The sequence below is a fragment of the Bradyrhizobium sp. CSA112 genome (assembly GCF_029051645.1).
GTDB lineage: Bacteria > Pseudomonadota > Alphaproteobacteria > Rhizobiales > Xanthobacteraceae > Bradyrhizobium.
Genome location: NZ_JAACFS010000009.1, coordinates 134,372 through 157,023 on the forward strand (window position 1 = coordinate 134,372; position 22,652 = coordinate 157,023).

General features: G+C 62.7%; 21 protein-coding genes. 3 read left to right on the plus strand and 18 right to left on the minus strand.

Annotated elements, in window-relative coordinates; all coding sequences use genetic code 11:
* Positions 1 to 31 precede the first annotated feature (31 nt).
* The 11 genes from paaD to GWE18_RS18450 form a co-directional block, all read right to left on the minus strand.
* A complete protein-coding gene (gene paaD / locus GWE18_RS18400) occupies positions 32 to 535 on the minus strand; it encodes a 1,2-phenylacetyl-CoA epoxidase subunit PaaD (protein ID WP_275187118.1) in 504 nt (167 codons plus the stop codon).
* A complete protein-coding gene (paaC, locus tag GWE18_RS18405; RefSeq protein ID WP_275187119.1) occupies positions 529 to 1,305 on the minus strand; it encodes a 1,2-phenylacetyl-CoA epoxidase subunit PaaC in 777 nt (258 codons plus the stop codon). Before paaC ends, paaD begins: the two co-directional genes overlap by 7 nt.
* Positions 1,306 to 1,536: 231 nt before the next feature.
* Positions 1,537 to 1,824, minus strand: coding sequence for a 1,2-phenylacetyl-CoA epoxidase subunit PaaB (paaB, locus tag GWE18_RS18410; RefSeq protein WP_057854047.1), 288 nt, complete (start codon positions 1,822 to 1,824; stop codon positions 1,537 to 1,539).
* 11 nt (positions 1,825 to 1,835) lie between these two features.
* Positions 1,836 to 2,828, minus strand: a complete 993-nt coding sequence (gene paaA, locus GWE18_RS18415; RefSeq protein WP_275187120.1) for a 1,2-phenylacetyl-CoA epoxidase subunit PaaA — start codon at positions 2,826 to 2,828, stop codon at positions 1,836 to 1,838.
* A gap of 75 nt (positions 2,829 to 2,903) precedes the next feature.
* Positions 2,904 to 3,773, minus strand: coding sequence for a phenylacetic acid degradation operon negative regulatory protein PaaX (gene paaX / locus GWE18_RS18420; protein WP_275187186.1), 870 nt, complete (start codon positions 3,771 to 3,773; stop codon positions 2,904 to 2,906).
* A 206-nt stretch (positions 3,774 to 3,979) separates the two neighbouring features.
* Positions 3,980 to 4,750, minus strand: a complete 771-nt coding sequence (locus GWE18_RS18425) for an alpha/beta hydrolase (protein WP_275187121.1) — start codon at positions 4,748 to 4,750, stop codon at positions 3,980 to 3,982.
* A 188-nt stretch (positions 4,751 to 4,938) separates the two neighbouring features.
* Positions 4,939 to 6,225 (minus strand): DUF445 family protein, encoded by a 1,287-nt coding sequence (locus GWE18_RS18430; RefSeq protein ID WP_275187122.1) that lies wholly within the window; start codon positions 6,223 to 6,225, stop codon positions 4,939 to 4,941.
* A gap of 201 nt (positions 6,226 to 6,426) precedes the next feature.
* The gene (locus GWE18_RS18435; RefSeq protein ID WP_275187123.1) at positions 6,427 to 6,903 is read right to left on the minus strand and encodes a phasin; all 477 of its coding nucleotides are present in this window, start codon (positions 6,901 to 6,903) and stop codon (positions 6,427 to 6,429) included.
* Positions 6,904 to 7,149: 246 nt separating this feature from the next.
* Positions 7,150 to 7,743 (minus strand): GNAT family N-acetyltransferase, encoded by a 594-nt coding sequence (locus tag GWE18_RS18440; protein WP_275187124.1) that lies wholly within the window; start codon positions 7,741 to 7,743, stop codon positions 7,150 to 7,152.
* Positions 7,740 to 8,822, minus strand: a complete 1,083-nt coding sequence (locus GWE18_RS18445; RefSeq protein WP_275187125.1) for an alpha/beta fold hydrolase — start codon at positions 8,820 to 8,822, stop codon at positions 7,740 to 7,742. The genes GWE18_RS18440 and GWE18_RS18445 overlap by 4 nt, the downstream gene beginning before the upstream one ends.
* Entirely contained in the window at positions 8,819 to 9,199 is a 381-nt protein-coding gene (locus GWE18_RS18450; protein ID WP_057854039.1) for a hypothetical protein, read from the minus strand. The genes GWE18_RS18445 and GWE18_RS18450 overlap by 4 nt, the downstream gene beginning before the upstream one ends.
* 166 nt (positions 9,200 to 9,365) lie before the next feature.
* Between GWE18_RS18450 and GWE18_RS18455 the strand changes: the two genes are divergently transcribed.
* Positions 9,366 to 10,280 carry an alpha/beta hydrolase gene (locus tag GWE18_RS18455; protein ID WP_275187126.1) on the plus strand — a complete coding sequence of 305 codons (915 nt, stop codon included), beginning with the start codon at positions 9,366 to 9,368 and terminating at the stop codon, positions 10,278 to 10,280.
* Positions 10,281 to 10,434: 154 nt separating this feature from the next.
* Here the strand turns inward: GWE18_RS18455 and GWE18_RS18460 are convergent, their stop codons facing one another.
* From GWE18_RS18460 to GWE18_RS18490, 7 genes are all read right to left on the minus strand, one after another.
* On the minus strand, positions 10,435 to 11,109 hold the full coding sequence (locus GWE18_RS18460; protein ID WP_275187127.1) for a spermidine synthase: 675 nt from the start codon (positions 11,107 to 11,109) through the stop codon (positions 10,435 to 10,437).
* 171 nt (positions 11,110 to 11,280) lie between these two features.
* On the minus strand, positions 11,281 to 14,520 hold the full coding sequence (locus GWE18_RS18465) for a cytochrome P450 (protein ID WP_275187128.1): 3,240 nt from the start codon (positions 14,518 to 14,520) through the stop codon (positions 11,281 to 11,283).
* A gap of 137 nt (positions 14,521 to 14,657) precedes the next feature.
* A complete protein-coding gene (locus tag GWE18_RS18470) occupies positions 14,658 to 15,653 on the minus strand; it encodes an alpha/beta hydrolase (protein WP_275187129.1) in 996 nt (331 codons plus the stop codon).
* A gap of 9 nt (positions 15,654 to 15,662) precedes the next feature.
* Positions 15,663 to 17,210 carry a wax ester/triacylglycerol synthase family O-acyltransferase gene (locus GWE18_RS18475; RefSeq protein WP_275187130.1) on the minus strand — a complete coding sequence of 516 codons (1,548 nt, stop codon included), beginning with the start codon at positions 17,208 to 17,210 and terminating at the stop codon, positions 15,663 to 15,665.
* A gap of 156 nt (positions 17,211 to 17,366) precedes the next feature.
* Positions 17,367 to 18,101 (minus strand): alpha/beta hydrolase, encoded by a 735-nt coding sequence (locus GWE18_RS18480; RefSeq protein WP_275187187.1) that lies wholly within the window; start codon positions 18,099 to 18,101, stop codon positions 17,367 to 17,369.
* A 65-nt stretch (positions 18,102 to 18,166) separates the two neighbouring features.
* Positions 18,167 to 18,421, minus strand: a complete 255-nt coding sequence (locus GWE18_RS18485; protein ID WP_275187131.1) for a DUF6489 family protein — start codon at positions 18,419 to 18,421, stop codon at positions 18,167 to 18,169.
* Positions 18,422 to 18,519: 98 nt separating this feature from the next.
* The gene (locus tag GWE18_RS18490; RefSeq protein ID WP_275187132.1) at positions 18,520 to 19,773 is read right to left on the minus strand and encodes an FAD-dependent oxidoreductase; all 1,254 of its coding nucleotides are present in this window, start codon (positions 19,771 to 19,773) and stop codon (positions 18,520 to 18,522) included.
* Positions 19,774 to 19,970: 197 nt separating this feature from the next.
* Between GWE18_RS18490 and GWE18_RS18495 the strand changes: the two genes are divergently transcribed.
* Entirely contained in the window at positions 19,971 to 21,566 is a 1,596-nt protein-coding gene (locus GWE18_RS18495; protein ID WP_275187133.1) for an ABC transporter substrate-binding protein, read from the plus strand.
* 105 nt (positions 21,567 to 21,671) lie between these two features.
* Positions 21,672 to 22,652, plus strand: coding sequence for an ABC transporter permease (locus tag GWE18_RS18500; RefSeq protein ID WP_057854029.1), 981 nt, complete (start codon positions 21,672 to 21,674; stop codon positions 22,650 to 22,652).

Consider the following 22,652-nt stretch of genomic DNA (forward strand, 5'->3'; position numbering starts at 1 on the left):
CGCTTCGCTCGCAATGACGGCATAGAGGACCTCAATGACACTTGAAATAATCGAATGGTTCGCGGCAGCTCTTGCAGCGCCAGAGCGCCTTGCACGAGGTCGAGCCGAACTCCGAGAGAAGTTCGGTATTTTGCGAGCCGCACTGCGGGCATGCCACCTGCTGTTCGCCGAACAACGCGCGGCGCGAGTTCGAGGCCTGCGGCGGAGCGATACCGTATTCACGGAGCTTGCTCCGGCCGTCCTCGCTCATCCAGTCCGTGGTCCAGGCCGGCGACAGCACGGTGCGGATGGTCGGCCGTGCGATGCCGGCGCGTTCCAGCGCCAGCTCGATCTCGAGTGCGATCACGTTCATGGCGGGACAGCCGGAATAGGTCGGCGTGATCGCGACCTCGACACGGCCGTCATGGACTTCGACGTCGCGCAACACGCCGAGATCGGCGATGGTGAGCACGGGTATCTCGGGATCGACCACCTTTGAGGCCGCGTCCCAGGCGCGACGGCGCAGATCGGTATCGTTTGATACTGAAATCACCATGTCGCCCCCGGAAAGGTTCGCTGCATCGATTGCAGCTCGCTGAGGAGATGGCCGAGATGCTCGCTGTGCCGGCCGCTGCGGCCGCCCTGCTGCATCCAGTCGTTCTTCGGCAAGGCCAGCGTAGCCTCGTCCACGACACCGGTGATCGTCTTCAGCCATTGCGGACGCAGCGGCGCAGGATCGATCGCGATGCCGGCATCGATCAGGCCGCGCTCGCTATCATCGACGGCGAACATTTCGCCGGTAAAGGCCCAGAGTTCATCGATCGCTCCTTGCGTGCGGCGGTGGCTTTCCTCGGTGCCGTCGCCGAGGCGAACGATCCACTCCGAACAGTGCCTGACGTGGTAGGCGCTTTCCTTTTCCGATTTCGCCGCGATCGCCGCCAGCGTCGCGTCGGTAGAGCGCATCATTGCCCGCCAGTAGAGATCGGCGAAGGTAGCGTAGAAGAATTGCCGTACCATGGTGCGCGCGAAATCGCCGTTCGGCTGCTCCAGCAGCAGCAGATTGCGGTACTGCCTGACGTCGCGCAGATAGGCGAACTTGTCCTCGTCGTTGCCCCTGCCCTCGACCTCTGCCGCATAGGAATAGAGCTCACGCGCCTGACCAAGCAGATCGAGGCCCATATTGGCGAGCGCCATGTCCTCTTCCAGCATCGGCGCATGGCCGCACCATTCCGACAGCCGATGCCCGAGGATCAGGGCATCATCGGCGCGGCGCAGGGTGTAGAGCACCAGTGGCGTTTCGGAGACGGTGATGTTGGCGACGGTCATTCTTGAGTCCTGCCTATTCACATTCCGACCTCATCCTGAGGAGCGCGGAACGCGCGTCTCGAAGGATGGGCCACGAGTCCCTTTGCCGCCATCCTTCGAGACGCTTGCTTCGCAAGCTCCTCAGGATGAGGTCTGTATTTCTTGGCCGCGGGCCTCGTGGTTCTCCCGGCGATGCGAAGCATCGTCCGGAGACGGCGCTTGCGTGCCTCCTCACCACGAGGGGTGAGGAATTCACATATGCCCGACTTCCTCCGGCACATCGTAAAACGTCGGGTGCCGGTAGATCTTGGATTCCGCCGGCTCGAACATCATGCCCTTCTCGGACGGATCGGACGCGGTGATCGCGCTCGACGGCACCACCCAGATCGAGAGGCCCTCACCGCGGCGGGTGTAGATGTCGCGCGCGGCTTGCAGCGCCAGCGTCGCATCGGTCGCATGCAGCGAGCCGACATGCTTGTGCGCCAGCCCGTTGCGGCTGCGGATGAAGACTTCCCAGAGCGGAATATTCGGCGTTGCCATTGCTCGTCTCCTTACTCTGCGGCCTGCAAGGCGGAGCGCTGCCGGCGCTTCTCGGCATAGGCCATCGCCGCCTCGCGCACCCAGGCACCATCTTCATGCGCCTTGCGCCGTGCGGCCAGACGATCGCGGTTGCAGGGGCCGTTGCCAGCCAGCACCTGCTTGAATTCTTCCCAATCGATCGCGCTGTATTCCCAATTGCCGTTTGCGTTCTGCTTCATGCCGGGATCGGGAATCGTCAGGCCGAGGAACTGCGCCTGCGGCACCGTGGCGTCGACGAATTTCTGGCGCAGCTCGTCATTGGAGAAGCGCTTGATCTTCCATTTGGTCGAGGTGTCGCTGTGCTGGCTGACCTGATCGGGCGGGCCGAACATCATCAAGACCGGCCACCACCAGCGGTTCAGCGCATCCTGCGCCATCGCCTTCTGCTCCTCGGTGCCGCGGCACAGCGTCAGCATGATCTCAAAGCCCTGGCGCTGATGGAACGACTCCTCCTTGCAGACGCGGATCATCGCGCGCGCGTAAGGGCCGTAGGAACAGCGGCACAGCGGGATCTGGTTCATGATCGCGGCACCATCGACCAGCCAACCGATCGTGCCGATCTCGGCCCAGGTCAGCGTCGGATAGTTGAAGATCGAGGAATACTTTGCCTTGCCCGCCAGCATGAGATCGACGAGCTCCTCGCGCGAGGAGCCAAGCGTCTCGGCGGCAGCGTAGAGGTAAAGTCCGTGGCCGCACTCGTCCTGAACTTTTGCGAGCAGCGCGGCCTTGCGGCGCAGCGACGGCGCACGCGTGATCCAGTTGCCCTCGGGAAGCATGCCGACGATTTCGGAATGCGCGTGCTGGGAAATCTGCCGCGTCAGCGTCTTGCGATAGGCCGCCGGCATCCAGTCGTTGGGCTCGATGCGCTCGTCGGCGTCGATGCGCGACTGAAACTGCGCAGCCCGCGCGGCGTCCTCAATGTTGCGGTCTTCGCCCTCGGACGAATTGAGCGCCTGCGTGTACATGGCGGACCTCCCGGTATTTGTTGGGAGGAAATATATAACATAATTTTCGATATGCAATGTCTTTCTGTAACGTATTCACGACCCATCGAACCGCTGGAACAGTTCGGCGGCGGGTTTCGGAAGCGGGCCGGTTTCGTTCGTCGCGTGCAGGTCAAGCCATTGTTCCGATGCTGGAAGCAGCGCGCGATAGATTTCGCCGCACAGCGTACGGGCTGCCCTGCCCGGCCAGTCCGCGGGCAACAGCGACGTCGGCAACAGCGGGTCACGGAGCACCACGCGGCGATAATGGTGGATCAGAAGCACGCGCGCGGTGAAGGCGTCGGCTTCCGCCAGCCGTTCCCCCCTGATGATCCAGCCGTGCAGCGGCTCGAAGGTCTTCATGAATTTCTGATAGGCGTCTGCGGTGCGATCAAGCGGCCAGCTTTCGCTGAGCAGGCGCCGCCCGCTGTCGTCCTCGGCCGACACTTCGAGACGAATGGCGCCCGAAGCTTCCTTAGGGATGGGCACGCCCGACGGTGCGACCCACACGCCCGGCAGCGGACTGCCGAAGCCCGCATTCTTCAGCGCCTCGCGCGAGGCGTCGCGATCTTCACCATTGCCGATCAGCAGCAGTTCGAACCGCCCGGTCCAGTCGGAGACCGGCGGCCCATAGATGTGTTTCGTTGCGATATCAAAAGTTTGCCGCCCGCTCTGCACCAAGCGATAGAAGCTGTTGCGGCCGACCTTGTTGCGCTCGAACCAGCCATCGGCGGTCAGTCGCGACATCGCAGTCCGCACCACGCTGGCGTCGATGTCGAGTTGCTCGAAGAACTCAAGCAGCGTGCCGAGCCATACCGAGCCGCCGCGCGGCACGATGGCATCGCCGAATACGGTGATGACGATGGAGCCGGTGCGCGAAGGTTCGCGCTTCAAGTGTTGAATGATACGGGCAAGCGGCGGCGGCATGCGTGAAGGCATACCGCGTTTTGGGGATTTACAACAACGGCAGCATCTCTCCCTCTCCCCGTTCTTCACGGGGAGAGGGTCGGGGTGAGGGGCTGCCTCGGCAAATTCGATAGATGTGAGCGCGCGGAGAGAGCGCCCCTCACCCGGCGCTACGCGCCGACCTCTCCCCGCAAGAGCGGGGCGAGGTTAGCAAGCGTCCGCCCGCCTCAGCGATGCGGATTCGGATAAACCAGGCTGCGCCAGCCGCTTCGATCGAACGGCGCCCACTCGCCTTCCGGCTGCGCCAGGCGGTCGGCGACCGCGTAGACCGCGGCCGGGTGATGGCCCATGCCGCAATGGCTGCTCTCGACCTCGATGCTCTCAGAAGTCGCTGACGTCTTCTCCATGCAGCCCTGCCAGGCGCAGATGCCGTCGGTGCGGCTGAAGATTGCGGTGGTCGGCACCGGCGGCGTCGCCGACAGCGCGCCGCCGAAACGCGCATCCTCTTCATCGGCGCGTCGCCCGCTTGCCATCTCGTAGACGCGCCACGCATTGGTCGCCTTTGGTCCCGCGGCAAACGGGCTGCCGAGCGTGATCACCGAGCGCACGCGCTCCGGCATCATCTTGGCAAGCTGCCGCGCATAGAGGCCGCCGAGGCTCCAGCCGACCAGCGAGACCTTGCGGCCATGGGTGTCATTCAATTCGTGAACCAGATCGACCATCGCGTTCTGCACACCGTGACGCAGCCCGAGATTGCGTCCCTGTCGCCAGCCGCTAACGGCATAGCCGCGATTGCGCAGAAAGGAACGCAACGGACGCGTCGAGGTGTCGGACGCCACAAGCCCGGGCAGCACCAGCACCGGATGCCCATCGCCACGCGGCGCGAGGCTCAGAAGCGGCAACGCGCCGAGAAACGCACCCAATTCGTGAATGGCTCGCCCCTCCAGAAACATCAGCGTTCTGGACGGCGGTGAAAGCGGCTGCGCAGCAACGGACATCGTATCTCCTCTCGGGCCGGCCCCTTACGTCTCGGCAGCCAAGCCGCTCGTTAGGTTGAATGGACGCAAACGCAGCAGAATCTCACCGCAACGCAACATGTTCCACAAAAAGCTAAGGAACCGGTTTTGCTCTTGCAAGCGGCCCAGATCACATCCGGAATAACGAAAGCGTTGACGTGATTAATTAGTCACAGCAGCCGCAGCAAGTATTCGAGAGTATAGAGCGCCAGTCCGGCAAGCCCGCCGATCAGCGAGCCGTTGAAGCGGATGTATTGCAGGTCGCGGCCGATGTTGATTTCGATCAGCGAGATCAACTGCCCCATGTCCCAGGATTTCACCTGATCGGAGATGAAGGTCGAGACGCCGCTCTTCTGTTCGGCGACCACGGTTCGCAGCACAGCCACGAGGCCCTGATTTATTTCGGTGCGCAGCTCGGCATCGCCGGCAAGCGCCTCGCCCGCTTTCACGAACATGCGCACCAGATATTGCTCCAACACCTGGGTCTCGCCCGAGGCGCTGCGTTCGAAGAACGTCCGCACGTTTTCCCAGATGTGCCGCGCGAGCCCCGCCACTTCAGGACGCGCCAGCAGATCGCGCTTCAGTCCTTGGATGCGTTCGGCGTAGCTCGGATCGGTGCCGAGGCGGTCGACGAAGGAGAGCACCATGCGATCGAACTCGCCGCGGAACGGATGCGCGGGATCGTTGCGGACTTCCTCGAAGAAGGCGGTGGCGGAAGCAACGATCTTGTTCACCAGGAACTTGTCGGCGCGATATAGCTTTAGCAGCGTCGGCAATTCATTGCGGACCTTCTCGCGGATCATGGCCATCGTTTCGGCCTGCGTCATCATCTCATGCACTCCGCGCAGGAGATCGTCGAGCAGCCCCCGATGGCGACCCTCCTTCACGAAGGTGCGCAAGGTGCCGGCCGCGAGGGGCGCGAGATCGATCGCCATCAATTGCGCGGTGATGCGGCGGCTGACGAATGTCATCAGCCCGGAGGTCTCTGTCGCTGCCACCGCTTCGGGCAGCAGCCGCAGCGCAAAGCGCGCGAGATCCTCGCTGCGCTTGCGGTCGCGCAGCCAGTCGGCGATGAACGAGCCGAAATCGATCTGCCGCAGTTTCGCTTCGACGGGCGCGGCTTCGAGGAAATGCTTCTCGATGAATTCGCCGAGCTTGTCGGCAATGCGCTGTTGATTGCTCTGGATGATCGCGGTGTGCGGAATCGGCAATCCCAGCGGCCGTTTGAACAGCGCCACCACGGCGTACCAGTCGGCGAGGCCGCCGATGGTGGCCGCTTCGGCAAAGGCTGCGATGAAGCCGAACGCGGGATGCAGGGGCAGCAGCGCCCTTGCGGCGAGGAAGATCGCAAACGTCGCCGCCAGCACCGACGTTGCCAAAATCTTCACGCGCCGCAACTCGGCGGCGCGGATCGCGTCGCCGGGAGAGTCGATGACGAAGGTGGCGGGAAGGGTCATGACGGCTTTCGGAGAGCTACACCCACTTCAATCATAGCGCGATGCGCCCACCGCCGTCATTCCGGGGCGTGCGAAGCACGAACCCGGAATCTCGAGATTCCGGATCGCCGCTTCGCGTCGTCCGGAATGACTGGGACACCCGACAAAAAGAAGGCCCGCCTAGGCGGGCCTTCGAAACGGCAGTTGGCAGGCGGATCGCGATCAGGCGGTCTTGGAGTAGACCTTGGCGAAGTTGTCCTGCGCGTTCTTGGCACCCTCGGTGACGAGCTTGCCGAGATACTCAGTGGTGGCCTTCGCCCGCGAGACGAACATTTCGCCGCGCGCACGGACCATGTCCGACTGGATCTGGGCGGCTTCGCTCAGCGACTTGGCCGAAGCAAGCTGGTCGATGCCGGCGAAGAACGCTTCCGCGTCCTGATAGAACGCCTGCTGGATGTTGCGGCTGATCTTGGCAGCCTCGGAAACCGAACCGGCAACGGCGGTCTCGATGGCGGCAGTGACCTTCTCGGAGCCGGCATGCATGTCGGCGGCGCGAACCTTCGCGGTCTCGGCCTGCTTCTTCACGAACTCACGGGCGGCTTCCGGAACTTCCAGGTTCTGGAGCTTGGTGAACGCCTCGGTGACGGGCGCGAAGGCTTCCTTGACGGTGTTCAGCACGGAATTGGTTTCGGTGGTCATTGCAGTCTCTCCATCCTCAGGTTTGAGCTATGGGCTCACCCCGTCCGGATTGGCCCGGGGCGTGAGTGTTGTGCCATAGTTAATGGTGCGTCGCAACATTAATGTTGCAGCGCGATATCACGAATTCGTGAAAAGCCTGATGGGTGAGCGGTTCGCCCAGAGGACCGGCAAAAGTTCCACTTTAGGCTAATGCCGGCGCCGGCCCATCTACTTTGCATGGGGTTGATTTCGCGATTTTGTGTCTGGCTAGTGCTGGACAGCTCCGGGAACCCCATAGGCTTCGAGTTGTGCCCGAACCTGCGCCACGTTGTGCCCGAGCACGACAATATCGTGCTTCTTGCCGTCGACGTCCCGCACATGGTCCCGCAGCAGGGCCTCGGCCTTGAAGCCCAGGCTTTCGAACAGGGCGATCGCTGCCTGCTGGTCGACGGTCATCTGCACCGACAGCTTTTCCAGGCCGGCGCCCAAGGCCAAGGCAAAGGTCTCCTGCGACAGCGCCCGGCCGACCCCCTGCCCGCGGACATCAAGCGAGACCACCATCCGGATCTCGCCGACATGGGGCGACCAGGAATGGGAATCGCGCACCAGCGTGCCGCAGCCGACCACCGTCCCGTTTTTCACCGCGAGCAGGCTGACGATGGCGCCGCGCTCGATCTCGTTGATCCAGGCCGATAGCACTTTCGGCTGGCTGATGTTGCGCGGCAGGAACAGCAAATCATGCGTCGGAAGTTTTTGCGCAAACGCCAGCACGGCCGGCTCGTCGGCACGCGACATCAGGCGGAATTCGATGTCGCCGGCGTCGGTCTTGACGTGGCGCGGGTAGGAACGTGTTTCGCTCATGTTGATCTCTTACCTAACCAGGAGTCCAGTTTCGGCCACAGCCGCTTGATGGCGTTGGCGCCGGCGACGAGGCTGACGTGACCGCCCTTCAGCATCACCTCTTCCTTGTCCGTCGAGCCGACCTTGGCGATCAGATGTCTTGCGGCGTCATAGGGCACGATGTGATCGTGTTCGGCCACCGCATGCAGGATCGGCACCGTGATCTTGGAAATATCCGCCGCGCGCCCGCCGACCGACATGGTGTCGTTGTAGAGCTTGTTGTCCCACATCAGGTTCTTGGTGACGTCGCGGAAATACTCGCCCGCCAGCGGCAGCGTATCGGTCGCCCAGCGGTCGAACATCCGGTACGATTTTACAAACTCGTCGTTCCAGATGTTCTCCCACAATTGCACCTGGCTGACGGCGCGCGAGGCCGGCCGCAGCATTTCGAACGAGGACAGGATCATCTCCGGCGGCACGTTGCCGACGCTGTCGACCAGACGGTCGACGTCGAAATAGCGACGGTCCGAAAAATTCTGGAACAGCTTCATCTCGCGGAAATCGATCGGCGTGGTGAAGCAGATCAGGTTCTTCATCGGCCCGTCGTTGAAGATCGAGCCGTAGAGCAGCGACAGCACGCCGCCGAAGCAATAGCCGATCACGGTGACGTCGTGCTCGCCGGAATCCTGCTGCACGCGGCGGACGCAATCCGGGATGAAGTCGAGGACGTAGTCCTCCATCCGCAGGCATTTTTCTTCCGGCTTCGGTGCGGTCCAGTCCAGCATGTAGACGTCGTAGCCGCGCTTCAACAGAAACTCGATAAAACTCTGGCCGGGCACCATGTCGAGGATGTAGCCGCGGTTGGTGGTGGCCATCACGATCAGGATCGGCACCCGGTAGATTTCATCCGCGACAGGACGATAGTGGTAGAGGTTCATGGTGCCGCGGGCGGCCAAAATGTCCTTCGGCGTCGAGCCGAGCGAGGGACCCGAGGAGGAAATATATTCGACGCCCTTGATGCTGCGCTGGATGGCGCGCTGCACCTCGGACTGAATCCGTTCCGGGATGTCAGCCAGATCGAGGCCCGCGGGAGCGTTCATTTCTGCTCCCCCTCAGATGGCGGACGCTTGGTGCGCGGCGGCCGCGGCGTGCCAAGGCCGCTCTCCGGCGACAGCGAGTTATGATGCACCTGATGCAGCAGCGCCTTGATCTCGTTGAGCTGACCCTCGATCGACTGCAGCCGCTCGGCCATGCCGACCATCTGGGCACGGCTCGGCAGGTTCATCGCGAGCAGATATTTCTCCATCAGTTCGCCAAGCTGCTTTTGCGCGCCCGCCGTCGCGCCGCCGACCTGGTTCATCGCCTTGGAAAATTCAGGCGACGCCATCGCCTGATTGGCAAAGGAGTTGAACCCCTTTTCCATCTCACCGATCATGGTCTGCCAGATCGCGGCAGGATCATTGCCTTTGTCGGCCATAGGCGCCCTCTCCCGAAAGGTTACGAGCGCTTGCCACGCTTCGCTTCTGTTGAGCCCATACCACACCGTTGCGGCAGGCCGGTCAACCACCGCAAAGCCTTCTGCGGTGCGGGAAACCATGCCATAGTTACTCAAAGCTCAGGTCACCCAAGGGAAGACACACGCGATGCTCGCCCATCAGCCGCCACAGATTGCTCGCGCCAACGGCATCGACATTTGCTACGAAATTTTCGGCGATCCGGCCGCGGAACCGCTGCTCTTGATCATGGGCCTCGGCGCCCAGATGATCCATTGGGATGACGATTTCTGCCGTCAGCTGGCCGCGCGCGGCTTTCGCGTCATCCGCTTCGACAACCGCGACATCGGCAAATCCTCCCACCTTTCCGGCGGCGGGAGGCTGACCCCGTTCGAATTGCTCAAGCTGCGGTTCCTGAAGATCCCGATCGCGTCGACCTACAAACTGATCGACATGGCCAAGGACACCGTCAGCCTGATGGACGTGCTCGGAATCAAGTCGGCGCATCTGGTCGGCGCGTCGATGGGAGGCATGATTGCGCAGGAAATCGCGCTCTCGTTCCCGCAGCGGGTGCGGTCGCTGACCTCGATCATGTCGACGACGGGTAACCCCAAGATACCGCCGCCGACCCGCGAGGCCTCCGCTGTGCTGATGGCGCCGCCGCCGAAGACCAGGGAAGAATATTTCGAGCGGTTCGCCAAGACCTGGAAAGTGCTGCGCGTCGGCTCGTTTCCCGAGGACGAGGCGCTCGACCCTGCGCGCGCCGCCCGCACCTACGAGCGCGGCCTCAATCCCGCCGGTGTCGGCCGGCAGTTGCGCGCCGTGCTGGCGTCCGGCAGCCGCAAGGAACGGCTGGGCCAGGTGAATATCCCGACGCTGGTCATTCACGGCACCGTCGATCCGCTGGTACGCCCCGAAGGCGGCAAGGACACGGCGGCGTCGATCCCCGGCGCAAAGCTCCTGATGATCGAAGGCATGGGCCACGCGCTGCCGATCCCGATGTGGCCGCAGATCATCGACGCCATCGACAAGCACGCGCATGGCGCGGCGGCGAAGGCGGCGTAACCTCTCACCGTCGTTCCTGCGAAAGCAGGAACCCATAACCACCCGGGGGCGATGGGTTAAGCAAGGCGGCAACCATTGCATTTCATCAGGCTGGCCGCGGCGTATGGGTCCCTGCGTTCGCAGGGACGACGGTGAGAGTTGAGGCGTTTAATTCTCAGCTCTTTGTTGCGATCCAGATGACGTGGCGAACACCGCGGCCTTTGCCGGTTGCGCGGAGATTGACTTCATTGACGTCGAAGCCCGCGCTCTGAAGGCGTTTTGCGAACGCCGGATTGGGCCCCGAAGACCAGACCGCCAGCACGCCGCCCGGCCGCAGCGCGGTGCGCGACGCGTTCAATCCGGCCCCGCTATAGAGCGCATCGTTGGCCTTGCGGGTCAGCCCTTCCGGCCCATTGTCGACGTCGAGCAGAATGGCGTCGAATTTTGAACGATGCGATCGGATGATTTCGGTGACATCGGCTTCGCGAATGGTCACGCGCGGATCATTCAGGCTGTCGCCAAAGATTTCCGCCATCGGGCCGCGCGCCCAGGCGACAACGGCCGGCACCAATTCCGACACCACGATCCTTGCCTTGCTGCCGAGAACGGCGAGCGCCGCGCGCAACGTAAAACCCATGCCGAGGCCGCCAATGAGCATATGCGGGCTTGCGAGCTTCTCGATCTTCTTTGCCGCTAGGGTCGCCAGCGCCGCCTCGGAGCCCGAGAGGCGGCTGTTCATCAGCTCGTTGGTGCCGAGCATAATGGAGAATTCTTTCCCGCGGCGCATGAGGCGGAGCTCGCCATCGGTGCCGGGAATGCGGGTGGTGTCGATCTTTTCCCAGGGAATCATGCGGCGGCTTTTAGCATGATCGGCTAGTAGCCGTCGTCCCGGCCAAGCGAAGCGCGAGCCGGGACCCATAACCACCGCAGCCAAATTGGCGATGGCTGGAGCTACAACCCAGTGCATCAACAAACGATTGTGGTTATGGGTCCCTGCGTTCGCAGGGACGACAGATAGAGCTTACCCACCAGCCCACACATCCAGCACGTAGCGGTTCTTGGTGCCGAGATCGTCGATCCAGCGCAGGCCGGCGTCAGCGTCGGCGCCGGACTTTTCGCGATAGATCGCAACCAGCGCGGCCTTGACGTCCGGCTCCATCTTGCCGCCGTCGCCGCAGACATAGACGATCGCGCCCTGCTCGATCAGGCTCCAGACGCGATCCTTTTGCGCCGTGACCTGATGCTGCACATAGGTCTTCGGCCCGTCGGCACGCGAGAAGGCGGTGTGCAGTTCGGTGATGCCGTCGGCGGCAAAAGCCTTCAACTCATCGGCGTAGAGAAAATCCTGGTCGGGATGCCGGCAGCCAAAGAACAGCATCGCCGGCCCAAGCCTGGCGCCGTGTGCCTTGCGGTGCGCGCGCTCCTGCAGGAAGCCGCGGAATGGCGCCAGCCCGGTGCCGGGACCGATCATGATCACGGGCTGCGCCGGATCTTCGGGCAAGCGGAAGCCGGCCTTGGTCTCGCGCACGGTCGCATGCACGTTGTCGCCGACGCGGCGGCCGGCGAGATAGTTCGAGCAGACGCCCTTGTAGACGCCGCGTCCCGAACTTGCCGGCGCTTCGACGACGCCGACGGTGACGCTGCAACGCGCCGCATCGCCCGACGGCGACGACGAGATCGAATAATAGCGCGGCGCCAGCAGCGACAGCATCTCCAGATAGGCGTGGAACGGCAGTTCGCAGGCCGGATGCTCCTCCAGCAAATCGAAGACCGATTTGCGCTTGGCCAGGACGTCGGCGCGGTAAAGCTCCGTAGAGGCGTCGTCGTCGCCTACATATGCGAGCAGCTTCGGCTTGGTGACGGGGCAGCGCGTGTGCTCCGACATGATCTGGATCTGCTTGCGGGTCGCGATCTGCTGCAACTCGACGAACTCGGTCAACAACCGGCCGACCGAGACGGCATCGCCGATCGGCAATTGCGCGCGGCGCCCTTCTGCGACCTGCAGCCGGATCTGGTCGGCCGGCAAAAAGCCGAAGCGGCGCGCAACGGAATCGACCAGCGCCGGATCGTTGCGCGGCACCACGCTGAGATGGTCGCCGACGCGGTAAGTAATACCGGGCGGCAGTTGCACCTCGACATGGCGGGTCGACCGGTCGGAACCATTGGCGCCGGCCTGGTTCTGCAGCTCGGAATTGACCAGCACCTTCATCGGAGCAACGCCGCCCTGCGCCACGATGGCGTGAACAGCCGACGGCGCCACCGGTTCGATCGAATAGAGCGGCGCATCGTCGGCGCTGCGGGTAAAGCTGGAATCGACACCCAACTCCTTCATCGCCGCGGGCGCGGCCGCCGCAAACCACTTCTCGAACTGGCCGTCGAGATCGCTGCGCGCATCGCCCTCGCCGCGAGCATAGAGGCTGCGCGCGCCATGCGCCGCCAACTGATCGTCGATCATTCGCGGCACGGATTGATAGGTCGCGGCCCAATCGCTGTTACCGCAGCCGAACACGGCGTAGCGGACCTTGGCGAGCGCGTCCTTCGGCAGGCCGCTGTCCAGCCATTTGACGAACTGCGTCGCGTTGTCAGGGGCTGCGCCGTTGTAGGAAGCGCAAAAGATCAGCAGCGCACCCTGCTCCGGCAGCTTCCCGACATGATCGTCGAGCGTGCCGAGCTTCGTCGCAAAGCCGTTGACCTCGGCCAGATCCGCCACCCGCGTCGCCAATTCTTCCGCCGTGCCGAGGTTGGAGCCGTAGAGCACCAACAGCGGTGTGTTGTGTCCCGGGCGGGTCCGCGCCTGCGGCGCTGCCGCAGCATTCGAGGCGGCTGCGGCGACCGCTGCGCGGCCGGCGAAGGCGCCACGATCCTTGTCGGCGCGCGGCCGCACCTTGATCTTGAAGCCGTCCGGCTTGATCGTCAGCGTTTCCTTCAGGTGCATCTGATAGCGGTGTGTGTCTATCAGCTTGAAGCGCTGCAGGATCATGCCGATCGCAAGCGCCGCCTCGTGCATCGCAAAGCCGCGGCCGATACAGGCGCGCTGGCCGTTGCCGAACGGCTTCCAGGCGTTGATCGGACGCTTGGCCTCGGCCTCGCGGCTGAAATTTTCGGGATCGAACGCATCGGGGTTCGGACCCCAGACGCTTGGGTCGCGGTGCAGCGCCATAACCAGCACCGTGACGAACGTATTCTTTTTCAGCTTGTACTTGCCGCCGATGGTTTCGTCCTGGAGCGGCGCGATGCCGTAGGCCGGCGCCGGCGGCCATAGCCGCAGCGCCTCCTTCAGGATCTGTGTAATGTAGGTGAGCTGCGTGACCTGCTGATAGGTCGGCCTGGCGTTGATATCGGGTCCGAGCACCCGGTCGACCTCTTCATACGCCTTCTTCAGCACGTCGGGGTGCTTGAGCAATGCGTAGATCGTGCACGACAGCAGTCCGCTGGTGGTCTCGTGGCCCGCGATCAGGAATGTGTTGATCTGGTAACGGATGTTGATGTCGTCGAGCTGTTCGCCGGTGGCGCGGTCGACGCCGGTCATCATGGCGCCCAGCATGTCCTTCTTGCCTTCGACGACCTCGGCGCTGCCGCGGCGCTCGGCGATGATTTCGTCGACCATCTTGTTCATGAAGGCGACGTCCTGTGCGAGCGTCTTGCGGCGCTTCTGCATCCAGAGATATTCCAGCGGCAGGCCGCGGGTCATCATGATGGTCTCGAGCGAGCGCACCAGCGATTCAACGAACGGGTGGTAGTCGCGGCGGTAGAACGAATTGAAGCGGTAGTCGAAGCCGCAGAGCCCGATGGTGTCGAGCGTCAGCGCCGTCATGTCGTGCACGACGTCGATTTCCTCATCGGCGTTGAGCCGCTCCCATTTCTTGACGAGCTGCTCGGCGATATCGACCATGCTCGGATGATAGGACTGCATCGCGCGATTACCGAACGGCTGCAGCAGGATGTTGTGCGCCTTGCTCCAGTTCGGCTCATTGGTATCGGCGGTGAACAATCCGTCGCCGCCGACGGCGCGGACGCGGCGCAGCGAACCGCGCACCGCCTTGTCGAAGCGCTTCTCGTCGGAAAGCTCGTCGATCAGGTCATGGCCAGAGACGATGACAAGCGGCGCGCCCATCATGTCGAGCCAGAAGATCGGACCCAGTTCCTTGGTCAGCCGCACCAGATGCTGCACCGGCGCGTTCGGATCCAGCGACAGCATGTTGCCGACGACGGGCTTTTTCGGCGGATGCGGTATCGGACTAAGTTTATTGGGGGACGCCATCTTGGTCGTGTCTCCTGCCCTGTCTCTTCTCACCGTCATTGCGAGCGAAGCGAAGCAATCCATCGTGCCGCAAACGAAAGAATGGATTGCTTCGTCGCTTCGCTCCTCGCAATGACGATGGGTTAGCTTCTTCAGCTCTATCCAAATCGCTTTCTACGCCATTCGATCAGCTTGGCGCTGACCTCGTCCGGCTTTTCCTGCTGTGTCCAATGGCCGCTGCCGCGCACGAGATACTTCTCCAGATCGGGGACCAGCTTCTCCATGCCGTCGGCGGACGATGGCGGCAGTACCGCATCATTCTCGGCCATAATCATCAGTGACGGCACGCGGACGGTATGGTCGAGGCCTTTCGAGCGTTGCCAGTTGCGCGAAAAATTGCGGTACCAGTTGATGCCGCCGGTGAAGCCGGTCCTGGTGAAAGTATCGACGAAGACCTTCTTTTCCTCCGGCGACAGGATCGGCGTGCGCGGATCGTGCTTGGCATCGTAGTTCGCGATCATCTGCGGAAACGCCAGATTGAGCCGCGGCGACGCGCCGATGCCGGCAATCGGCTGCTCCTCCGGTGTACCTTCGGGGCGCGCCACCGGCTTGCGCATGAACGCATCAAAGGTCTGCTCGACGCGGCTTGCGAAAATCCTGTCAGGCTCGCGGCCAGGGTCCTGGAATTGCACAATGTACATCTTGTCGCCGAAGCGCTGACGAAACAGCTCGATCGGATCGGCTGGCGTGCGGTCCCAATGCGGCGTGTTGACGCCGATGACGCCGGCCACGCGACCTGGATGACGCAGCGGCATCTGCCAGACGATGAAGCCGCCCCAGTCGTGGCCGACGAAGATCGCCTTGTCGATCTTCAGGTGATCGAGCAGCCCGACGAGGTCGCCGGTCAGATGCTCCATGTCGTAGGCCTCGACCGGCTCGGGCTGGTCGGTCGCGCCATAGCCGCGCTGATCCGGTGCGATTACCCGGATGCCGGCCTCGCTCAAGGCCTTGATCTGGTGACGCCAGGAAAAAGCGATTTCCGGCCAGCCGTGGCAGAGGATGACGGGCGGCGTGTCCGACTTCGGCCCTGCCTCATAGTAGCCCATGCGAATACCATTCGTCTGAGCGAACTGCAGCGGCGGCATGTCAATCATCACAAGCCCCTATTCAGCCGCGCGGGTCATGCTCGGCGGCGGCGCGAACGCCGCCTCCAGCGCCTCGAATTCGACCGGCAGCATGTCGCACATAACCTGGACATGCGGAATGATGTTGGCGCCCGCGATGAAGCCGAAATCGAGCTGGTCGCGATAGCTCTGCACGGTGATGTTGAGCGCGATTCCATGGGTTGAGATCGACACCGGGAAAATGTGCAGCAATTCCGCGCCCGCGGCGTACAGCGTTTGCCGCGGCCCCGGCACGTTGGACACTGTGATATTGGCCGACGGCGGCAATACGTTCGACAAGTCCGAGCGGCTATAGAGCAGCGCCAGGATCTGCACCAGAATCGGCGCACCCAGCATCGAGACGTTGGAGACCTGCGGCATGAAGGCCCGCAGCGGATGCGACATCTCCTTGGACTTGGTGGACTGCGCGATGATCGCCTCCAGCCGCGCCTTGGGATCCTCGATATTGGTGGCGATCGAGCAGATCATGCCGAACACCTGGTTGTTGGCCTCGGTGTTGCCCTCCTCGCGCAGCGAGATAGGCACCGCGGCCGTCATCGACTTCGCGGGCAACGCGCCGCGCTCCAATAGATAGCGCCGGACCACGCCGGAGGACAGCGCCAGCACCACGTCGTTGAGCTTGCCGCCGGATGCCTTGGCGACCGCCTTGGCCCGCGATAGCGAAATCGAGGTGCCGGCGAAACTGCGCTCCGACGAAATCGCCTTGTTCAAAATCGTCGACGGCGAAACCATGCTGGCGATGCTGTCGCGCGAGTTCGGGTCGGAGATCTTGCCGACCACGTCAGAGACGCTTTTGAGCATCGCGGGAATGCTGCCGGCGAATTTCACCGCGCTTTCGATCTGGAACATGGCGTTGTCGAACAGGATCGATCCGAGATCGCTCTTGCCCGAGCGCGGCAGATCGAGGGTCTTCGGCGTCGACGAGCCGTCGAACGGCTGACGCCAGAGCTGTTGATAGGAATCGATCAGGTTGGCGGCGATGTCGCGCGGCTCGTTGCCGCCTTTCGCCTGCGGAAGCGGTTTCTCGACCACGCGCGGCACCGGTGTGACGTCATAGATCATGTTGGTCAGTGCCGCGCCTGCACCGCCATCGATGCAGGCATGGTGCATCTTGGAATAGAGTCCGATCTCGTTGTCCTTCATGCCCTCGAAGACATAGAACTCCCACAGCGGCCGGGCGCGGTTCAGGAGCTTGGCGTGCATCCAGCCGACGATGCGTTCCAGCGTCGCGCGGTCGTAAGGCGCGGGCAAGCTGCCGCGGAAAATGTGACGGTCGATGTCGAATTGATCGTCCTCGACCCAGGACGGATGATCGATGTCGAGCGGCGCCTTTTCCAGCCGCGCTTTGAGGATCGGCGCGATGTGCAGCCGCGAGGCGATCATCGCCTTGAAGTCCTCGAAGAAGTTGCCGCTGTAGTTCTCAGGCAGGCGGAAGATCGCCATGCTGCCGACATGCATCGGCATCTCCGGCGTTTCCAGATACAGAAACGACGCGTCCATCGAAGACAGCTTCTTGGCGTCCGCCATTTATTCCTCCCGCGGTAGAAAACGCGGCGCCTTGGCGGCGCTTCTGGCGTCTGGAATGTCTTTGTTATTGGAGCATATCCGAAAACCGCTAGCCATCCCGCATCAATTGCAGGGCGGGACCTTTCGAGATTATGCCCTCAAGCTCAGGGCGTAGGCTCAGGATTGTGCATTTTCAGGGGGGCCGTAGGCAATGGCAAATGGTCCTGATCGGTCAAAATGCTTAAATTCGCCCTCGGCCTGCGCCAGACGGTCGGCCACCGCCCACAATGCAGCGGGATTTACGCCGAGCCCGATATGGCTGGCAAAGTGCACCTCGATGTTCTCGGCCGTCGCGGAGGGACGCGACAGGCTGGTGTGCCAGTTCACGATGCCGTCGGTACGGGAATAGATCGAGGTCGCCGGCACCGGCAGGTCACCGGCGATCGCCTGGCGGATTTCCAGATTATCGTCGACCGTCTCCCCCGACAGCACCTCATAGAGCCGCGTGGCGTTGGTCGCCCTTATGTCGTTGGCAAACGGACTGCCGAGCGTAATCACCGAGCGCACCATGTCCGGCATCTGGAGTGCGAGATCGCGCGCATAGACGCCGCCGAGACTCCAGCCGACCAGGCTGACCTTGCGGCCGGTCGATTCGTGAATGCGCCGCAGGAGGTCGCGCAACGCACCACGCTTGGAGGCGACACCGCCGAAATTGCGGCCCATGTGCCACGCATAGGTGTCGTAGCCGAGTTCTTTCAGGTAGCGCCGCATCGGCGCCATCGAAAGATCGCTGGCGAGAAAGCCCGGCAGTGCCAGCACCGGATGCCCGTCGCCCTTCGGCGCGCGCAACAATAGTGGCGACAGCAGCAGGCTCGAATTCAGTTCGAACAAGCACCTCGCCTCGGCCAGCATCAGGAACAGGCTCGGCGGCTGAAGCCTTTGCTCGCTTGTCGCTGCGCCGCCGTCCGCGAGGGCCACTATTTATTGTCCTTCTTGGCCATGCCGCCGAGACCGGCCATGGTCACGAACATATCCTGGAAACGTTCAGCGACCTTGGGATCGAAGGTGAACCAGCTTTGAAGCAGCGACTCCGGCGAGACCTTTTCGATGTTGGCCATCACCTGCTGCTGCATCTTGTCCATCACGGCAGTCTGCATCGGCGAGACATCGGGCAGTCCGAAAAATTGTCTGGCCTCCAGCGGCGTGCAATCGATTTCGACGTTAACTTTCATGGACCGCTCCTTTTGCTGGCTTGCTGCAGTATCGCCACGATGGCCCGAGTCACGCAAGGACAAGAGCCGGGCCCCGGCCCTCTCAATTTCCGATATGGTCAACCAAAGCGTTCGACGGCAAAAGGCCTAACATCGGCAAACGGGGTTTCACCGGTCATCATTTCAGCCAACAGGCGCCCGGTTGCGGGTCCGAGCGTCAGGCCGTGGTGCTGATGGCCGAAATCGAACCACAGCCCGCCATGGCGGGGAGCCTTGCCGATAACCGGCAGCATATCAGGCAGACAGGGCCGCGCGCCCATCCAGGGCCTGGCGTCGACCGGCCCACCGAGCGGAAACAGTCTGTGCGCCCGCGGCAGGGCCCGCTCGACCTGGACCGGCGTCGGCGGCGCATCGCGGTGGGCAAACTCCGCGCCGGTCGTCAGGCGAATGCCGCGATTCATCGGCGCCAGCAGATAGCCGAGATCGGTGTCCAGCACGGGATGATTCAAGACCGCGTTGCCACGCGGCTCGAGGTGCAAATGATAGCCCCGCTTGACCTGAAGCGGGATCGAATAGCCGAGCGGCGCGAAGATCTGGTCGGACCACGGCCCCATCGCCACCACGACCTCGCGCGCCGTAATGGTGCCTTCCAGCGTCGCCACCCGCCACCGTCCGCCTGAGGGTTCGAGCGTTCGGGCGTCGCCAACCAGATAGCGCCCGCCCTTGCGGCCGAACAGCGCCGCATAGGCCTTGGCCAGCCCGCCGGGATCGGGCACAAATCCCGGAGCTGGGAAATGGATTGCGCCAGTGAAATCGCCGGTCAGATGCGGCTCGCGCGCTGATATCGCCGGCCCGTCCAGCACTTCTCCCGTCACGCCATACTGCCGGGCGCGCTCCAGATCCCGCACCGCGTCCGAAAGCGTCACCTCCGAGCGAAACAGCTTGATCCAGCCCGACCGCTGCAACAGTTCCGGAACATTGGCTTCCGCAATCAGCGCCTCATGCTCGATCAGGCTGCGCTGGATCAGCGGCAATTCGGCCATCGCACTGTGCAGTGCACGCTCCGGCGACGAGGCGAGGAAATACCGTGTCAGCCACGGCAGGAAGGCCGGCAAATCCCTGAAATGGTAACGCACCTGTGGCGCGCGAAGGAACGCGTAGCGCAGGATCTGGCCTACATCGCGCGGAAACATGTAAGGAAAGACCGAGGCGCATTCGATCAGTCCGCCATTGCCGTAACTGGTTTCCTCGCCGGCGACCTCGTGCCGGTCGATCAGAACCACGTTCCGGCCGCGCTTCTGCAGATGTAAAGCGGCGCTGACGCCCACCATGCCCGCCCCCAGAACGAGAACGTCGGCCTTCAGTTCCGCCATCCGGCACTCCGAAAGTTTAATGTCACGTGCTTGCGCGCGCGCCTTAAGATGAAACTAGTCTTTGCCGCACCGCCGCGCAAACCGGCACGCGGTGCAGGATAATGATGCTTGCGCGGCGGCTGGACTTTGGCAACATGGCTCGGCAATATCCGCCGCCAGTTGCGGAAATTGGCGATCAAAGCGGGGAAATTGAACAAATGTCGGTACGTCGGAGTTTGCTTGCAGCGGCCACGGCTTCCATTCTTGCCTTGGCGATGGCCCCGGCATTGGCCCAGTCCTTGCGCTATGCCAACCAGGGCGATCTCAAATCGCTTGACCCGTACACGCTGAACGAGAGCACGACCCATGCGCATCTCGGGCAGGTCTTTGAGGGCCTTACCGCCCGCGACAAGGATCTGAAGATCATCCCGGCGCTGGCGGAGAGCTGGGAAACGCCCGAGCCGACACGCTGGCGGTTCCATCTGCGCAAGGGCGTGAAATTCCACAACGGCGATCCCTTCACCGCCGATGATGTGTTGTTCTCGGCGGACCGCGTACGCAAAAAGAGCTCGAACCTGCAGACCCGCGTTGCTCCCGATACCAAGGTCGTCAAGGTCGACGATTACACGGTCGATTTCATCCTGACCTCGCCTAATCCCATTCTCAATTCGCAATGGGATACGTGGTACATCATGAGCAAGAAATGGGCCGAGGCGAACAATTCCGTCGACCCGACGCCCGCCGCGGCGACGACGCCGAGCTTCGCCTCGCTCAACGCCAATGGCACCGGCGCCTTCTCGGTCGAAAGCCATCAGCCTGGCGTCAAGACCGTGTTCAAGGCCAATCCCAACTGGTGGCGCAAGCCGGAATACAACATCAAAGAAATCGTCTTCACGCCGATTGGTTCGGATGCGACCCGCGTAGCCGCGCTGCTGTCGGGCGAAGTCGACGTCATCGAGCCGGTTCCGATCCAGGATATTTCGCGGGTCGATTCCAGCCCCAACGCCCAGGTGCTGAAGGGACCTGAACTTCGCACCATCTTCCTCGGCATGGATCAGGTCCGCGACGAGCTGCTCTACTCTAACGTCAAGGGCAAGAACCCGTTCAAGGACGTCAAGGTGCGCGAGGCCTTCTTCAAGGCCATCGATATCGAACTGATCAAAACCCGCGTCATGCGCGGCCTGTCGACGCCCTCGGCGCTGATGATCGCACCGCAATTGTTCAAACTATCCGGCGACTTCACGCGGCCGAAATTCGATCCCGACGGCGCCAAGAAGCTTCTGACCGAAGCCGGCTATCCCGACGGATTCGAAGTCACGATGGATTGCCCGAACGACCGCTATGTCAACGACGCCGCGATCTGTCAGGCTGTCGTCGGCATGCTGGCCCGCATCGGCGTCAAGGTGACACTGCTGGCGCAGCCCAAGGCGCAGTATTTCGCCAAGGTGCTGAAGCCCGGCGGCTACCAGACCTCGTTCTACCTGCTCGGCTGGACTCCCGGCACGCTCGACTCCCACAACGTCCTGTATGATATCATGGGCTGCCGCGATGATCCGAAATCCAGTCGCGGCGAGGCCAATCTCGGCGGCTACTGCAACAAGAAGCTCGATGAGCTCACCGACAAGGTGCTGCAGGAATCCGACACGACCAAGCGCGACCTCCTGATCAAGGAAGCCTTCCAGATCGCGGCCAAGGATTTCGGCTACATCCCACTGCACCAGCAGGCGCTGGCCTGGGGCGTGTCGAAAAAAGTCAAGCTGAGCCAGCGCGCCGACAATCAGGTCCTGCTCTACTGGGCGACCAAACAGGACTAGTCAGGCGTCAGCACCAGGTCCCGGCGGCTTAGTGGCTTCCGGGACCTTTCTTTTCGAGGCGACAGCGACTTGCGCCGCCGCACGAGAAAGCAGTGAAAGGAATCCATGCTCGCTTTCACTCTTCGCCGCGCTATCCAGGCCATCGGCGTCATGATCGCGGTCGGCGTCATCGCCTTCTCGATGTTCCGTTTCGCCGGCGACCCCGTCAACCAGATCGTTTCGCTGGATACGCCGGCCGCTGAGCGCGAAGCGGTGCGCAAATCGCTCGGTCTGGACGATCCGGTGCCGGTGCAGTTCGCCCGCTATTTTGGCAACGCCGTGCAGTTCAAGTTCGGGGTGTCCTATCAGTTCCGCCAGCCGGTCTCGAACCTGCTGATGGAGCGGATGCCGGCGACGCTGGAACTCGCCGCCTGCGCCACCGTTCTTGCCATGGTCTTCGGCATCCTCATGGGCGTCTATTCCGCGCTGCGGCGCGATACCATTCTCACAAAGTTCTTCCAGGCCGTGTCTCTGATCGGAATCTCCCTGCCGACGTTCCTGATCGGCATTCTCTTGATCTATCTGTTCTCTGTCACGCTGGGCTGGCTGCCTTCATTTGGGCGCGGTGATGTGGTGCGGATCGGGTGGTGGACCACCGGCCTCCTGACGCTCTCCGGCCTCAAGGCGCTGATCATGCCCTCGATCACGCTCGGCCTGTTCCAGATGACCCTGATCATGCGGCTGGTGCGCGCTGAAATGCTCGAAGTGCTCCGTACCGATTACATTCGCTTCGCCCGCGCCCGCGGCCTGACGACCCGAGCGATCCATTTCGGTCACGCGCTGAAGAACACGCTGGTTCCCGTTATCACTGTGGCAGGCCTGCAGTTTGGCTCGGTAATTGCATTTGCCATCATCACCGAAACCGTCTTCCAATGGCCTGGTATGGGATTGTTGTTCGTGCAGGCCGTCCAGAATGTCGATATCCCGATCATGGCCGCCTACCTGCTGATGGTCTCGCTGATCTTCGTCACCATCAACCTGGTTGTCGACATCCTCTACACCATCGTCGATCCGCGCCTGCGCTCGACCATCAGCCGTCCGGCTTAG

Bases quoted from the DNA above. Each gene is read 5' to 3' on its own strand.
- paaX (WP_275187186.1), bottom strand. From the start codon at position 3,773: ATGCCGCCGCCGCTTGCCCGTATCATTCAACACTTGAAGCGCGAACCT.
- GWE18_RS18480 (WP_275187187.1), bottom strand. From the start codon at position 18,101: ATGCTGGCCGAGGCGAGGTGCTTGTTCGAACTGAATTCGAGCCTGCTG.
- GWE18_RS18470 (WP_275187129.1), bottom strand. From the start codon at position 15,653: ATGATTGACATGCCGCCGCTGCAGTTCGCTCAGACGAATGGTATTCGC.
- GWE18_RS18490 (WP_275187132.1), bottom strand. From the start codon at position 19,773: ATGGCGGAACTGAAGGCCGACGTTCTCGTTCTGGGGGCGGGCATGGTG.
- GWE18_RS18500 (WP_057854029.1), top strand. From the start codon at position 21,672: ATGCTCGCTTTCACTCTTCGCCGCGCTATCCAGGCCATCGGCGTCATG.
- paaB (WP_057854047.1), bottom strand. From the start codon at position 1,824: ATGGCAACGCCGAATATTCCGCTCTGGGAAGTCTTCATCCGCAGCCGC.
- GWE18_RS18465 (WP_275187128.1), bottom strand. From the start codon at position 14,520: ATGGCGTCCCCCAATAAACTTAGTCCGATACCGCATCCGCCGAAAAAG.
- GWE18_RS18475 (WP_275187130.1), bottom strand. From the start codon at position 17,210: ATGGCGGACGCCAAGAAGCTGTCTTCGATGGACGCGTCGTTTCTGTAT.
- paaC (WP_275187119.1), bottom strand. From the start codon at position 1,305: ATGACCGTCGCCAACATCACCGTCTCCGAAACGCCACTGGTGCTCTAC.
- GWE18_RS18445 (WP_275187125.1), bottom strand. From the start codon at position 8,822: ATGAACGCTCCCGCGGGCCTCGATCTGGCTGACATCCCGGAACGGATT.
- GWE18_RS18435 (WP_275187123.1), bottom strand. From the start codon at position 6,903: ATGACCACCGAAACCAATTCCGTGCTGAACACCGTCAAGGAAGCCTTC.
- GWE18_RS18430 (WP_275187122.1), bottom strand. From the start codon at position 6,225: ATGACCCTTCCCGCCACCTTCGTCATCGACTCTCCCGGCGACGCGATC.
- paaA (WP_275187120.1), bottom strand. From the start codon at position 2,828: ATGTACACGCAGGCGCTCAATTCGTCCGAGGGCGAAGACCGCAACATT.
- GWE18_RS18425 (WP_275187121.1), bottom strand. From the start codon at position 4,750: ATGTCCGTTGCTGCGCAGCCGCTTTCACCGCCGTCCAGAACGCTGATG.
- GWE18_RS18485 (WP_275187131.1), bottom strand. From the start codon at position 18,421: ATGAAAGTTAACGTCGAAATCGATTGCACGCCGCTGGAGGCCAGACAA.
- GWE18_RS18495 (WP_275187133.1), top strand. From the start codon at position 19,971: ATGTCGGTACGTCGGAGTTTGCTTGCAGCGGCCACGGCTTCCATTCTT.
- GWE18_RS18450 (WP_057854039.1), bottom strand. From the start codon at position 9,199: ATGGCCGACAAAGGCAATGATCCTGCCGCGATCTGGCAGACCATGATC.
- paaD (WP_275187118.1), bottom strand. From the start codon at position 535: ATGGTGATTTCAGTATCAAACGATACCGATCTGCGCCGTCGCGCCTGG.
- GWE18_RS18455 (WP_275187126.1), top strand. From the start codon at position 9,366: ATGCTCGCCCATCAGCCGCCACAGATTGCTCGCGCCAACGGCATCGAC.
- GWE18_RS18460 (WP_275187127.1), bottom strand. From the start codon at position 11,109: ATGATTCCCTGGGAAAAGATCGACACCACCCGCATTCCCGGCACCGAT.
- GWE18_RS18440 (WP_275187124.1), bottom strand. From the start codon at position 7,743: ATGAGCGAAACACGTTCCTACCCGCGCCACGTCAAGACCGACGCCGGC.